Below are 13027 nucleotides of genomic sequence, written 5' to 3' on the forward strand. Positions count from 1 at the left end.
TTGCAATGGGGTTATCAGAGCGGAATGTTGCCGTGCTTGCGCCAGGGGTTTTCCAGCTTCTTGTCCTTCAACATCGCCAGCGAGCGGCAGATCCGCTTGCGCGTTTCATGCGGCTGGATCACATCGTCGATGAAGCCACGGGCGCCGGCCACAAAGGGGTTGGCAAAGCGGGCCTTGTACTCGGCTTCCTTGGCGGCGAGCTTCTCGGGATCGCCTTTGTCCTCGCGGAAGATGATCTCCACCGCGCCCTTGGCCCCCATCACGGCGATCTCGGCATTCGGCCAGGCGAAATTGACGTCGCCGCGCAAGTGCTTGGAGGCCATCACATCGTAGGCACCGCCATAGGCCTTGCGGGTGATCACCGTCACCTTGGGCACGGTGCACTCGGCATAGGCGTAGAGCAGCTTGGCGCCGTGCTTGATGATGCCGCCGTACTCCTGCGAGGTGCCGGGCATGAAGCCGGGCACGTCGACAAAGGTAATAACTGGAATGTTGAATGCATCACAGAAGCGCACAAAGCGCGCCGCCTTGATGGAGCTCTTGATGTCCAGGCAACCGGCCAGCACCAGCGGCTGGTTGGCGACGATGCCGACGGTCTGCCCGTCCATCCGCGCCATGCCGATGATGATGTTCTTGGCGTAGTCGGGCTGCAGCTCGAAGAAGTCGCCATCGTCGACCGTCTTCAGGATCAGCTCCTTCATGTCGTAGGGCTTGTTCGCGTTGTCGGGCACCAGGGTGTCCAGCGACAGGTCAAGCCGATTGCCGGGATCGCCACTGGGCCGGCTGGGCGCCTTCTCGCGGTTGTTCAGCGGCAGGTAGTTGAAGAAGCGCCGCAGCATCAGAATGGCTTCGACGTCGTTCTCGAAGGCCAGATCGGCCACGCCGCTCTTGCTGTTGTGGGTGGTGGCGCCGCCGAGCTCCTCGGCGGTGACTTCCTCGTGCGTGACCGTCTTCACCACCTCGGGGCCGGTGACGAACATATAGGACGAGTCCTTCACCATGAAGATGAAGTCGGTCATGGCCGGCGAGTAGACGGCCCCGCCGGCGCAAGGGCCCATGATCATGCTGATCTGTGGAATCACGCCCGAGGCCAGCACATTCTTCTGGAACACATCGGCATAACCGCCCAGTGACGCGACCCCTTCCTGAATGCGCGCACCGCCGGAATCGTTGAGTCCGATGACCGGGGCGCCCACCTTCATCGCCTGGTCCATGATCTTGCAGATCTTCTCGGCATGGGATTCGGACAGCGCGCCGCCGAACACAGTGAAGTCCTGGCTGAAGCTGAAGGCCAAGCGGCCATTGATCATGCCGTAGCCGGTGACGACGCCATCACCCGGGATCTTGTTCTCCGCCATGCCGAAGTCGACACAGCGGTGCTCGACGAACATGTCCCACTCTTCGAACGTGCCTTCGTCGAAGAGCAGCTCCAGCCGCTCGCGCGCCGTCAGTTTGCCCTTGGCATGCTGGGCCGCGATGCGTTTCTCGCCGCCGCCCAGCCGCGCCTTGGCGCGCTTCTCTTCGAGCATTTGTTGGATGTCATGCATGGTGGTCTCCAAAGAACTGAGCCAGCAGCTCGCGCGCTGCCGTCGAGGGCGCAAGCCGGCCGGCTAGCACGCGCTCGGTGGTGTCATGAAGCGCCGCCCGCACGGCCGGCGCTTCGGAAAACTCGTGTTTCAGGCCAGCCTGAATGCGCTCCCACATCCAGGCCAGTGACTGCTGCTGGCGCTTCGCGGCGAAGCGCCCATTGCCCTGCTGCAAGGCCTGGAATTGGCTGACGGCGGCCCAGAAACGGTCCAGCCCTTCGGCCTTCAGCGCGCTCAGCTGCATCACCTGCGCCTGCCATTGCAGCTGGTCGTAGGCGACATGATCGGGATGGTGGTGCAGGCCCAGAAGGCGCAGGGACGAGGCGATCTGCGCCTGGGCGCGGGTCGCGGCAGCGGCATCGATATCGGCCTTGTTGATCACCACCAGATCCGCAAGCTCCATCACGCCCTTCTTGATCGCCTGCAGATCGTCGCCGGCATTGGGCAGTTGCAGCAGCACATACATATCGCTCATGCCGGCCACCGCGGTCTCGCTCTGGCCAACGCCTACGGTCTCGACGATGACGATGTCGTAGCCCGCCGCTTCGCAGACCAGCATGGCCTCGCGCGTTTTTTCTGCCACGCCACCCAGTGTGCCGCTGCTGGGGCTGGGGCGGATGTAGGCGCGCTCGTCCATCGACAGCCGCTCCATCCGCGTCTTGTCGCCCAGGATGGAACCACCGGACACGCTGCTGGACGGATCCACCGCCAGCACCGCCACCCGATGGCCGCGCTCGATCAGGAACAGGCCCAGCGCCTCGATGAAGGTGCTCTTGCCCACACCGGGCACGCCCGAGATGCCCAGGCGCAGCGAGCGGCCGCTGTGCGGCAGCAGTTCGGTCAGCAGCGCATCAGCCGCCTGGCGATGATCGGCCCGGGTCGACTCCAGCAGCGTGATGGTCTTGGCAATGGCACGGCGCTGGGCCGGGCCTGGCGCACCCACAACAGCCTCAAAGAATGCGCTCTTTGGCATGGGCGCTGTCATTGGATGCATCGTCTGCGGCAGTCCACCAGCACCCAGCCAGCGGCGCCCCAGGATCCGGCTCTGCCGGTCCTAGGGGCGCGCCCCCTTGAGGGGCTGAGCCTGGACTCAGACGCCTCGGCGTCTGTGCCTGGCGAAGAACCAGGCCGCAGGCCTGGTGCGGCCTGCAAGGCCGGCGAAGCCGGTAGGGGGTGGGTCATGCTACGGCTTGCCGGATCTGCTCCAGCACATCCTTGGCGCTGGCCGGAATCGGCGTACCCGGTCCGTAGATGCCCTTGACGCCAGCCTCGTAGAGCTGCTCATAGTCCTGCGCCGGGATCACACCGCCAACAAAAACGATGATGTCGTCGGCGCCCTGCTTCTTGAGTTCGGCAATGATGGCCGGCACCAGGGTCTTGTGGCCGGCGGCGAGTGTGGAGACGCCCACCGCATGCACATCGTTCTCGATCGCCTGGCGGGCACATTCCTCGGGGGTCTGGAACAGCGGGCCCATGTCGACGTCAAAACCCAGATCGGCATAGGCGGTGGCCACGACCTTGGCGCCGCGGTCATGGCCGTCCTGGCCGAGCTTGGCGATCATCACGCGCGGGCGGCGGCCCTGATCCGCGGCGAAGGCCTTGATCTCTTCCTGCAGCTTGGCCCAGCCCTCGGCGGAGTCGTAGGCAGCGGCATAGACGCCGGTGACCTTTTGCGTGTCGGCACGGTGGCGGCCGTAGACCGCCTCCAGCGCATCCGAAACCTCACCGACCGTCGCCCGCAGGCGGATGGCCTGGATCGAGAGGTCGAGCAGATTGCCCTGGCCGCTCTTGGCTGCCTCTGTCAGCGCGGCCAAAGCGGCCTGCACGGCGGCGTTGTCGCGGCGGGCCTTGATGTCCTTCAGCCGGGCGATCTGACCCTCGCGCACCTTGACGTTGTCCACGTCGAGGATCTCGATCGGGTCCTGCTTGGCCAGCCGGTATTTGTTGACGCCAACGATCACGTCCTTGCCCGAATCGATGCGCGCCTGTTTCTCGGCGGCGCTGGCCTCGATCTTCAGCTTGGCCCAGCCGGAATCGACCGCCTTGGTCATGCCGCCCATGGCCTCGACTTCCTCGATGATGGCCCAGGCCTTGTCGGCCATGTCCTGGGTCAGGCTTTCCATCATGTAGCTGCCGGCCCAGGGGTCGATCACATTGGTGATGTGGGTCTCTTCCTGGATGATCAGCTGGGTGTTGCGAGCAATGCGGGCGCTGAACTCGGTGGGTAGGGCAATCGCCTCGTCCAGCGAGTTGGTGTGCAGGCTTTGTGTGCCGCCGAAGACGGCGGCCATCGCCTCAATGGTGGTGCGCACGACGTTGTTGTAGGGGTCTTGCTCAGTCAGGCTCCAGCCCGAGGTCTGGCTGTGCGTGCGCAGCATCAGGCTCTTGGGGTTCTTGGCATTGAAGCCCTTCATGATCCGGCACCAGAGCAGGCGCGCGGCCCGCATCTTGGCGATCTCCAGATAGAAGTTCATGCCCACGGCCCAGAAGAAGGAGAGGCGGCCGGCAAAGTCGTCCACATCCATGCCCTTGGCAATCGCCGTCTTCACATACTCCTTGCCGTCGGCCAGCGTGAAGGCCAGCTCCAGCGCCTGATTGGCGCCGGCTTCCTGCATGTGATAGCCGCTGATGCTGATCGAGTTGAACTTCGGCATCTTGGCCGCGGTGTACTCGATGATGTCGCCGATGATCTTCATCGACGGCTCCGGCGGGTAGATGTAGGTGTTGCGGACCATGAACTCCTTGAGGATGTCGTTCTGGATGGTGCCGCTCAATTGATCCTGCGAAACGCCCTGCTCCTCGGCCGCCACCACATAGCCGGCCAGCACCGGCAAGACGGCGCCGTTCATCGTCATCGAGACCGAGACCTTGTCCAGCGGAATGCCGTCGAACAGGATCTTCATGTCCTCGACCGAGTCGATCGCCACGCCGGCCTTGCCGACATCGCCGGTCACGCGCGGGTGGTCGCTGTCGTAGCCGCGGTGGGTGGCCAGGTCAAAGGCCACCGACACACCCTGCCCGCCGGCGGCCAGTGCCTTACGGTAGAAGGCATTGCTTTCCTCGGCGGTGGAGAAGCCGGCGTACTGGCGGATGGTCCAGGGCCGCACCGCATACATGGTGGCCTGCGGGCCGCGCAAGAAGGGTTCAAAGCCGGGCAAGGTGTCGGCATAGGGCAGGTTTGCGGTATCCGCCGCGGTGTACAGCGGCTTGACCGTCAGCCCCTCGGGCGTGTGCCAGTTCAGTGCCGAAACATCACCGCCGGGCGCCGACTTGGTGGCTGCCTTGTGCCATTGCTCCAGGCTGGCGGCAGCGAATTCGGACGGGGGACGTTTGGACTCGGACATGGCAAAACTCCTTCAGACCTGCCATCATAGCCGGTCAATCATTCATAATTATGAATGCAAACATGACTACACTCTGACGTCAGACCGCTGCCGCTTTCACCCTTGCATCTCACCTATGCCTACCCAGCAGCGGCACGCCTCAGCCCCTCGACCATAGCGCCCGCGCCGCCACACGTCACTGTCTACCGATGAACGCCATGCCCCAGGCCAGCCTCACCCGCCGCGCCCTCTACGAGGACGTGGCCGAGCATCTGCGCCAGCAGATCTTTGGCCGCCAGCTGGAACCGGGGGCCTGGATCGACGAGCTGCAGCTCTGCGCCGAACTGGGCATCAGCCGCACGCCACTGCGCGAGGCGTTGAAGGTGCTGGCCGCCGAAGGCCTGGTGACGATGAAGGTGCGCCGCGGCGCCTATGTGACCGAGATGTCAGAGCAGGATGTGCGCGAGGCCTACGAGCTGCTCTCACTGCTGGAGAGCGACGCTGCCGCCCGGGTCGCAGCCCAGGCCGAGCCCGCCGCCCTGGCCCGCTTGCAGGCCTTGCACCAAGAGCTGGAGGCGCAAATCGATCAGCACGACGCCTTCTTTCGCGCCAACGAAGACTTCCATATGGCCTTGCTCGCGCTGGAAGGCAATCGCTGGCGCCAGCAGATCGTCAACGATCTGCGCCGGGTGATGAAGCTGAACCGCCACCACTCGCTGTTCAAGCGCGGCCGGCTGGAGGAATCGCTGCAGGAGCATCGCGAGCTGATGCAGGCGCTGATGGCCGGTGAGGCCGAGCGCACGCGCAGTCTGATGGCCCGGCATTTCGCCAACGGCCTGGCCGCCACACGCGGCGCGCCGGCGCAGCTCAGCGGCGGCGCGAAATCAGCTTGAGCGGCGAACCGGCGTACACGCCGTAGGGCTCGAGCACGCCCTTGACCACCGAGCCGGCGGTCACCACAGCGCCCTGGCCGATGCGCGCCCCTTCCAGAATTGTGCAGTTGGCGCCGATCCAGACATCGTCCTCGATGACGATGCCCGGCCGAGGATTGAACAGCGTGCCGGGCGGCACGAAGCCTTGCTCGCGAATCGGCACGTCCTTCTTCATATAGGCGTGGGTCACCGGCGAGATCACCGTGTTGGCCGCGATCAGGCATTTGGCGCCGATCTTGACGCCGTTGCCGGTGTAGATGGCGACGCCGACATTGATCGCGGTGTCATCGCCGATCTCGCAATCACCGCTGCCACCGGCCGGCTTGATCTTGACGAAGGAGTCGATGCTGGCGCGTTCGCCGATGATGATCTTGGAGCCGCGGACCGAGTCCTCGATATCGGCGAAACGGGAAATCTTGGCGCTCTCGGCAATGATCAGCATGGGCTGGATAAATGAATATTCGGTGGATCAGGTCGGCGCCTGGGTGCTGGCTGCCGCAGCGGCAGCGGCTTGGGCAGCGGCCTGAGCGGCGGCATCCTGGGCCTGATTGATCTCGAACATGGCCTTGGTGTAGAGGTTGATGTTCGGCAGGCGCAGCTGCGAGAAGAAGTGGTACAGCACCTTGGTCAGATCGTACTGGCTGGGTTCGCGCATCTCGGCCTCGAAGTCCAGCACGAAGTGCAGGCGGTTGACGATCATGCGCTGCATGATCAAGAGGCGCTGGGCATCGTTGATCTGATTGGCTTCGAGCAGCAGCGTGGCGAACTGCATCAACCGGCGGCACTGGAAGACATAGCGATCAGCGGCCTCGGGCGGCAGCTTGATCTTGTACTTCACATCGTCGACACCGGCGGTGTAGAGCAACTGGTCGGGCACCGTGCGGATGCCATTGAGCAGCATCTGGCGCAGCAGCAGGTATTCGTCGTCGCCGGTGGTGTTGGACGGATCGGCAAACCACAGCACGGTCGAGCGGCGATGCAGACCGTAGAACATGCTGTGCGGCATGGTGTTGAAGAAGCCCATCACATCGGCGAAGCGGTCATCGCCGGTCATCAGCGGCAGATTGGCCACGCCCTTGTGGTTGTGCGCGCGGAAGTCGCGGTAGAAACCGGTCATCACCGTGCCGACCTTGTGCTGCAGATGGGTCTCAACGCAGACCTTGACGAAGTCCGGGTCCCATTCATCGTCGTCGGCCGCCCACATGAAGAAGTCCGAGGTCGACTTCTCCAGCACGTACTTGAAGTTGTTGACCAGGCCGATGTTCTCGCTCTGGTGCGTGACCTTGATGCGCGGATCACGGCGTGCACATTCGTCCAGCAGCGGGCGAACGATCTCGTTGGTCGAGCAGTTGTTGGAGACGACGATCTCCAGGTTCTGGTAGTTCTGCGCCGCCAGTTGCTTGAGGGTGCGCAGCACGCCGTCAGGCCGGTTGTAGGTCGGGACACCGATGCTGACGGTAGGCTGCGAGCTGCTCATGACGCGATTCCTGGCAAGACGTTGATCGAAGGGCGGCGGCGGCTCAGCGGCGACGCAGGAAGCCGTCCGGCGCCGAAGTGACCAGCAGGCGGTCTTCCACCGAGTGGTCGATCTCGAACTCGGGATGGCTCTTCAGGTATTCCCAGACTGCCGTCTTCGGGTTGTTGCCCTTGCCCCAGTAGCGGCCCGGCCATTCGGTCTCGGCCGGCATGTCCTCGACAAAGGTGTCGAACACAACGCAGTAGCTGCCGCTCGTCACCAAATCGGCATAGGCATTGAGCTCGCCGAGCACATGCTCATGGGTGTGGTTGGAGTCCAGGCAGACCAGCACCTTTTGCTTGCCCTGGGCGGCGGCGCGCACCTGCGCCACCACCTCGGGCGCAATCGAGGAGCCCTCGATCATCTTGATGCGGTGCCCCAGCGGATGGGCCTCGATCTCGGCGCGGTTGTGCGGGCGGATTTCGATGTCCACGCCCAGCACCTCGCCGTGGCCGATCAGCTGCAGCATCGAGGCCGACAGGATCAGCGAACCGCCATGGGCAATGCCGGTCTCGATGATCAGATCGGGCTTGACCTGCCAGATGATCTCCTGCATCGCCATCGCGTCCTGCGGCAGCTGGATCAGCGGGCGGCCGAGCCAGGAGAAGTTGTTCATGTACTTGCGCTCGAGCGCCATGGTGCGCCAGGCGTTGGACAGCGCACGAAACTCGGCATCGTCGTGCAGCTTCATGATGCGCTGATGCTTTTCGTCGCGGTACTCAGGGTGCGCGGTAGGCGTGGTCTCGAGGTAGTTCATGTCATCCCTTTGGCTTGTTTGAAGTCCGCTAGAAACTCAGGGAAGTAGACCGCAAAGGGTTGCGGACTAAAGCCCAAAAAACGCTGAATTCGGCCCGCATCTACGGCCCCGCTGCCCAGCACCGGAGCGCCCGCGGCGACCTCGCAGGCAAAGCCCATATGGCGCTGCAGCAGCTCGACGATCTGCCCATTGCTGACCGCCTCGCCGCTGCACACATTGAAGATGCCGCTGGCGTCGGCCAGCGCCAGGCCGGCCAGCATGGCCACGGCATCGTCCAGGGCCACATAGTCCTTGGCCGAGGCCAGCGCCGAGCGCAGCTGCACGCGGCCCGTGCGGCAGCCCTCGTCCAGCAGCTGGTCGATGAAGGTGTCCGGGTCGGCACGCAGGCCGACGACGTTGGACAGCCGCGCGATCTTCATCCGCGGTCCGCCGCTGTGCAGGCACAGCGATTCGCCCATCAGCTTGGAGAGGTTGTAGAGATCGCTGGGATCGGCCGGCGCCACGCTGAGCTTGGCCGACTCGTCGCTGGGGCCGTCAGCCCCGTAAACGCGGCTGCTGGACAGATAGGTCAGCGAATCGAACTGCCCGTGCTCCAGCAGGCGCTTCAAGAGGCAGACATGGGCCTCCACCGTCTCCAGCGGCTTGCTGCGAAAGTCAGCCGTCAGGCCCACCGCATAGACCACATGGCCCATGGGCTGCAGAAAATCGCTCTCGGCGCCGCGCTGCCAGGCCAGTACCTCATGCCCCTGCTCGCGCAGACGCTGCACCAGGCGCGCGCCGACGAAGCCGCCGGCGCCCATCACCGTCACACGCATCCGGGCCTCACAGCACTTTCAGCGCCGGGCTGGCAACGACAAAGCGCCCGCCCCATTCGCTGATCTGCGCGTAGCTGGAACGCACCTCGTCGGCAATATTCCAGGGCAGGATGATCACGTAGTCGGGCCGGCGTTCGGCCAGGGCCTGCGGCGGCAGGATGGGGATGTGGCCGCCGGGCGTGTACTTGTGCTGCTTGGCGGCGGCGGCGTCGCAGATGAAGGCCAGCAGATCGGGCTTGACGCCGGCGTAGTTCAACAGCGTCATGCCCTTGGCGGCGGCGCCATAGGCGGCCACCGTTTTGCCGGCGGCCTGCTGCTCGAGCAGGAAGCGCAGCAGATTGTTCTTCAGCTCATTGGTGCTGGCCTGGAAGCGCTCGTAGCGCGCCAGCGTGTTCAGGCCGAAGTCACGCTCACGCTGCAGCATGGCGGCCACCGCCGGCGCATCGGCACGGGCGTCGTCGGCATGGCAGCCCCAGACACGCAGGCTGCCGCCGTGGGTGGGCAGCTCCTCGACATCGCAAACCCGCAGGCCGGCACGGGCGAACACGCTTTGCACCGCCGTCAGCGACAGGTAGGAGAAATGCTCGTGGTAGACGGTGTCGAACTGGGTCAGCTCGATCAGGCGCATCAGGTGCGGGAACTCCAGCGTGATGCTGCCGCCGGCCTTCAGCGCGCGCTTCATGCCCAGCGTGAAGTCATTGATGTCCGGCACATGGGCATAGACGTTGTTGCCGATGATCAGATCGGCCTGGCGCCCTTCCCCGGCCAGCCGGCTGCCCAGCTGCTCGCCAAAGAATTCGCGCAGCACCGGAATGCCCAGTGCCTCGGCGGCGGCGGCGGTGCTGGCGGTCGGCTCGATGCCCAGGCAGGGAATGCCGGCGGCGACGAAGTTCTTCAGCAGATAGCCATCGTTGGAGGCCAGCTCGATCACCTGGCTGCCGGCGTTCAAGCCCAGCCGTGCCGTCACCATCTCGCAATAGCGCTTGGCATGGGCCAGCCAGGAGCTGGAGGTTGACGAGAAATAGGCGTACTCGGTGTTGAACAGCGCATCGGCCTCGGTGTAGTCATCGGTCTGCACCAGCCAGCATTGCTCACAGACGAAGAGGCGCAGCGGATAGGTCGCCTCCGGCTTGTGCAGATCGGCGGCGTTCAGGTAGGCGTTCGAGGGTGGCGCATAGCCCAGGTCCAGGAAGACATGACTCAGCGCGTTCTGGCAGTGCCTGCATTTCATGGTGTCAGCCCTGAAAAGTCGGAGGAAAGTGGAGGATGTCCGGCGTCGCGCGGCGACAGGCCACGCACCGGCAGCGGCCAGGCGATGGCCGCGCGCGGCTCCTGGCAATGGACGCCGAACTCGGCCTCGGGGGCATAGGCGGCGGTGTGGAGGTAGAGCAGTTCGCTGTCCGGCTCCAGCACCTGGAAGCCATGGGCGCAACCCTCGGGAATGATCATCAGCCGGGCGTTTTGCGGGTCCAGCTCGACCGCATGCCAGCGCATGAAGGTCGGCGAGCCGTGGCGCAGGTCCAGCGCCACATCGAGCACACGGCCGCGCAGGCAGCGCACCAGCTTCATCTCGGCGGCGTTGCCGCGCTGCAGATGCATGCCGCGCACGGTGCCGACGTCGGTGGTGCGCGAGTGATTGATCTGCACGATGCGCCGGCCTTGCAGCGCTGGCGCCAGCGCCTGCTCGCAGAACAGGCGGCCAAAGGCGCCGCGGGCGTCCTGCCGGTAGTCGGTCTCGGCGATCCGCACACCGGCGATCGGCGTATCGAGCAGTCTCATGCGCCGCCCGCCCAGGCGCGGCCGAGCGCGCGGGCATCGGCCAGATAGGCTTGCAGCTGACGCTGGCTGAGGTCGGCGCCCTGGCTGCGCCAGCCCTGATACCAGGCGGCCGTGGCGGCCAAGGCCTGATCCAGGGCCCAGATCGGTTCCCAGCCCAGTTCGCTGCGCGCGCGGGCGCTGTCCAGCATCAAGAGTTGGGCCTCGTGAACCTGGGCCGTCGCATCAACCTGCCAGCGCAGCGCCGGCCAGTGGGCCTGCATGCGCGTCAGCACCTCCTGCACCGAACGGTTGCCGGCGGCATCGGGGCCGAAATTCCAGGCGCTGGCGGCGCTGGCCCGGCCGGCCAGCAGCTGCTCGGCCAGCAGCAGATAGCCGCTCAGCGATTCCAGCACATGCTGCCAGGGGCGGGTCGAGCGCGGTGCACGGATCAGCAGCTCCTGGCCGGCGTCCTGGGCCCGCACCAGATCCGGGATCAGCCGGTCGGCCGACCAGTCGCCACCGCCGATCACATTGCCGGCCCGCGCCGTGGCCAGCAGCGGCTGGCCCGGCTTGCCGAAGAAGGATTCGCGGTAGCTGGCGACCAGGATCTCGGTCGCCGCCTTGGAGGCGCTGTAGGGGTCATGCCCGCCCAGCGCATCGTTTTCGCGATAACCCCAGCACCATTCGCGGTTCTGGTAGCACTTGTCGGTGGTGACGACCAGGATGGCCCGCAGCGCCTCGGCATGGCGGCAGGCGTCCAGCAGATGGGCGGTGCCCATCACATTGGTGGACCAGGTCTCCAGCGGCTGGGCATAGGACTTGCGCACCAGCGGCTGGGCGGCCAGGTGCAGCACCAACTCGGGATTGATGGCCTTAACCCGCGCCGCCACCGCGGCCGCGTCGCGCAGGTCGATGCGGTGGTCGGGCATGTCGAGGCCCAGCAGCTGCCAGTGGCTGGGCTCGGTGTCCGGGTCCAGCGCTAGGCCATGGACCTCGGCGCCCAGGCCTTGCAGCCACAGCGCCAGCCAGCTGCCCTTGAAGCCGGTATGGCCGGTCAGCAGCACCCGGCGGCCGCGGAAGGTGCCGCCGAAGGCTTCAGTCGCAGCACTCATCGCCCGTGCCTCGTTCATGCCCAGACTTTCCAGGGCGGATTGCCCAGCCAGGCTTCCTCGAGCTGGGTCTTGTCGCGCAGCGTGTCCATCGCCTGCCAGAAGCCGGCATGCTGGTAGGACATCAGCTGGCCTTGGGCGGCCAGATCCTGCAGCGGCTGGCCCTCCCAGGAGGTTTGGTCGCCCTCGATCAGGTCGAAGACGCCGGGCTCCAGCACGAAGAAGCCGCCGTTAATCCAGGCGCCGTCACCGGCCGGCTTCTCCTGGAAGCTCTGCACGGCGTGGCCATCCAGGTTCAGGGCGCCATAGCGGCCGGGGGGCTGGATCGCCGTCACGGTGGCCTTGCGACCATGGGTTTTGTGGAAATCGATCAGCCGGGCGATGTTCAGATCGCTGACACCATCGCCGTAGGTGAAGCAGAAGGGGCCGTCGTCCAGGTACTCGCGCACCCGCTTCAGGCGGCCGCCGGTCAGCGTGTGCGGGCCGGTGTCGACCAGCGTCACGCGCCAGGGCTCGGCGTAGTGCTGGTGTACCTCCATCTTGTTGTTGGCCATGTCGAAGGTGACATTGGACATGTGCAGGAAGTAGTTGGCGAAGTACTCCTTGATCACATAGCCCTTGTAGCCCAGGCAGATCACGAAGTCATTCAGGCCGTAGTGGGAATACATCTTCATGATGTGCCACAGGATCGGCTTGCCGCCGATCTCGATCATGGGCTTGGGCTTCAAATGCGATTCCTCGCTGATCCGCGTACCCAGTCCACCGGCAAGAATGACGACCTTCATCTGATGTTCCTCACTGAAGTCAAAGTTCTCGGCTGCCTGGCATCTTAGAAGTGGGCGCCCGGCTAGCCCGGCCGGGTTTGCACCCGACTCCTGAGGCTCGCAGGCAGCCGCAGACGCGGCTTTGCAGCTGACAGCACAGATTGGAGCCGGGGCCGTCAAGCCGCCAAGCAAAAAACAGCAAGGAATTGCTAAGGTATTTGCGGCGACTGCCGATAAGGCCTCCCCCCTAGCATCGCAAGCTCATGGTCAAAGCTGGCTCAAGCTGTGTCTTGGGCGCCGTTCGCGGCTCCGCTTTGACCGCCTGCCTACCGCAACAGGTGCTGCTTGATGACCGCTGACCACCGCAATCGCCCCCCACCCCGGGACCAAGGGGGCCACGCACGCGCACCCAGGCTTGTGCTTGCTCAAGTTTCAAGCAGTCACACCGAAAACACGATTCATGTAGG

General features: G+C 65.0%; 12 protein-coding genes. 1 reads left to right on the forward strand and 11 read right to left on the reverse strand.

Features of this window, described 5'->3' with window-relative positions:
* Nucleotides 1-14: 14 nt before the first annotated feature.
* The 3 genes from RQP53_RS05990 to scpA form a co-directional block, all read right to left on the reverse strand.
* Nucleotides 15-1547, reverse strand: a complete 1533-nt coding sequence (locus RQP53_RS05990; protein WP_315649320.1) for an acyl-CoA carboxylase subunit beta — start codon at nt 1545-1547, stop codon at nt 15-17.
* On the reverse strand, nt 1540-2559 hold the full coding sequence (gene meaB, locus RQP53_RS05995; RefSeq protein WP_315649321.1) for a methylmalonyl Co-A mutase-associated GTPase MeaB: 1020 nt from the start codon (nt 2557-2559) through the stop codon (nt 1540-1542). The genes RQP53_RS05990 and meaB overlap by 8 nt, the downstream gene beginning before the upstream one ends.
* Nucleotides 2560-2764: 205 nt before the next feature.
* Complete coding sequence (scpA, locus tag RQP53_RS06000) at nt 2765-4930, reverse strand: methylmalonyl-CoA mutase (RefSeq protein ID WP_315649322.1); 2166 nt, start codon at nt 4928-4930, stop codon at nt 2765-2767.
* Nucleotides 4931-5127: 197 nt separating this feature from the next.
* Here scpA and RQP53_RS06005 point away from each other — a divergent pair, with 197 nt between their 5' ends.
* Nucleotides 5128-5802, forward strand: a complete 675-nt coding sequence (locus RQP53_RS06005; RefSeq protein WP_315649879.1) for a GntR family transcriptional regulator — start codon at nt 5128-5130, stop codon at nt 5800-5802.
* Here the strand turns inward: RQP53_RS06005 and RQP53_RS06010 are convergent.
* Genes RQP53_RS06010 through rfbF form a run of 8 tightly spaced genes read right to left on the reverse strand, consistent with a single transcriptional unit; the run spans nt 5777 to nt 12581 of the window.
* Nucleotides 5777-6283, reverse strand: a complete 507-nt coding sequence (locus tag RQP53_RS06010; protein ID WP_315649323.1) for an acyltransferase — start codon at nt 6281-6283, stop codon at nt 5777-5779. The genes RQP53_RS06005 and RQP53_RS06010 overlap by 26 nt on opposite strands.
* 27 nt (nt 6284-6310) lie before the next feature.
* Nucleotides 6311-7318 (reverse strand): glycosyltransferase family 2 protein, encoded by a 1008-nt coding sequence (locus tag RQP53_RS06015; protein ID WP_315649324.1) that lies wholly within the window; start codon nt 7316-7318, stop codon nt 6311-6313.
* A gap of 43 nt (nt 7319-7361) precedes the next feature.
* The gene (locus RQP53_RS06020; protein ID WP_315649325.1) at nt 7362-8114 is read right to left on the reverse strand and encodes a cephalosporin hydroxylase family protein; all 753 of its coding nucleotides are present in this window, start codon (nt 8112-8114) and stop codon (nt 7362-7364) included.
* A complete protein-coding gene (locus RQP53_RS06025; protein ID WP_315649326.1) occupies nt 8111-8929 on the reverse strand; it encodes an NAD-dependent epimerase/dehydratase family protein in 819 nt (272 codons plus the stop codon). The genes RQP53_RS06020 and RQP53_RS06025 overlap by 4 nt, the downstream gene beginning before the upstream one ends.
* Before the next feature lie 7 nt (nt 8930-8936).
* Nucleotides 8937-10160, reverse strand: a complete 1224-nt coding sequence (locus RQP53_RS06030) for a class I SAM-dependent methyltransferase (RefSeq protein WP_315649327.1) — start codon at nt 10158-10160, stop codon at nt 8937-8939.
* Nucleotides 10157-10708, reverse strand: coding sequence for a dTDP-4-dehydrorhamnose 3,5-epimerase family protein (locus tag RQP53_RS06035; protein WP_315649328.1), 552 nt, complete (start codon nt 10706-10708; stop codon nt 10157-10159). The genes RQP53_RS06030 and RQP53_RS06035 overlap by 4 nt, the downstream gene beginning before the upstream one ends.
* Entirely contained in the window at nt 10705-11799 is a 1095-nt protein-coding gene (gene rfbG / locus RQP53_RS06040) for a CDP-glucose 4,6-dehydratase (protein ID WP_315649329.1), read from the reverse strand. Before rfbG ends, RQP53_RS06035 begins: the two co-directional genes overlap by 4 nt.
* A gap of 14 nt (nt 11800-11813) precedes the next feature.
* Complete coding sequence (rfbF, locus tag RQP53_RS06045) at nt 11814-12581, reverse strand: glucose-1-phosphate cytidylyltransferase (RefSeq protein WP_315649330.1); 768 nt, start codon at nt 12579-12581, stop codon at nt 11814-11816.
* Nucleotides 12582-13027: the final 446 nt, after the last annotated feature.

The sequence above is a fragment of the Roseateles aquae genome (assembly GCF_032337115.1).
GTDB lineage: Bacteria > Pseudomonadota > Gammaproteobacteria > Burkholderiales > Burkholderiaceae_C > Roseateles_C > Roseateles_C aquae.

Coding starts and splice junctions, on each gene's coding strand:
- RQP53_RS06035 (WP_315649328.1), bottom strand. CDS start 10,708: ATGAGACTGCTCGATACGCCGATCGCCGGTGTGCGGATCGCCGAGACC.
- scpA (WP_315649322.1), bottom strand. CDS start 4,930: ATGTCCGAGTCCAAACGTCCCCCGTCCGAATTCGCTGCCGCCAGCCTG.
- RQP53_RS06025 (WP_315649326.1), bottom strand. CDS start 8,929: ATGCGTGTGACGGTGATGGGCGCCGGCGGCTTCGTCGGCGCGCGCCTG.
- rfbF (WP_315649330.1), bottom strand. CDS start 12,581: ATGAAGGTCGTCATTCTTGCCGGTGGACTGGGTACGCGGATCAGCGAG.
- RQP53_RS06015 (WP_315649324.1), bottom strand. CDS start 7,318: ATGAGCAGCTCGCAGCCTACCGTCAGCATCGGTGTCCCGACCTACAAC.
- RQP53_RS06030 (WP_315649327.1), bottom strand. CDS start 10,160: ATGAAATGCAGGCACTGCCAGAACGCGCTGAGTCATGTCTTCCTGGAC.
- RQP53_RS05990 (WP_315649320.1), bottom strand. CDS start 1,547: ATGCATGACATCCAACAAATGCTCGAAGAGAAGCGCGCCAAGGCGCGG.
- RQP53_RS06005 (WP_315649879.1), top strand. CDS start 5,128: ATGCCCCAGGCCAGCCTCACCCGCCGCGCCCTCTACGAGGACGTGGCC.
- RQP53_RS06020 (WP_315649325.1), bottom strand. CDS start 8,114: ATGAACTACCTCGAGACCACGCCTACCGCGCACCCTGAGTACCGCGAC.
- RQP53_RS06010 (WP_315649323.1), bottom strand. CDS start 6,283: ATGCTGATCATTGCCGAGAGCGCCAAGATTTCCCGTTTCGCCGATATC.
- rfbG (WP_315649329.1), bottom strand. CDS start 11,799: ATGAGTGCTGCGACTGAAGCCTTCGGCGGCACCTTCCGCGGCCGCCGG.
- meaB (WP_315649321.1), bottom strand. CDS start 2,559: ATGCCAAAGAGCGCATTCTTTGAGGCTGTTGTGGGTGCGCCAGGCCCG.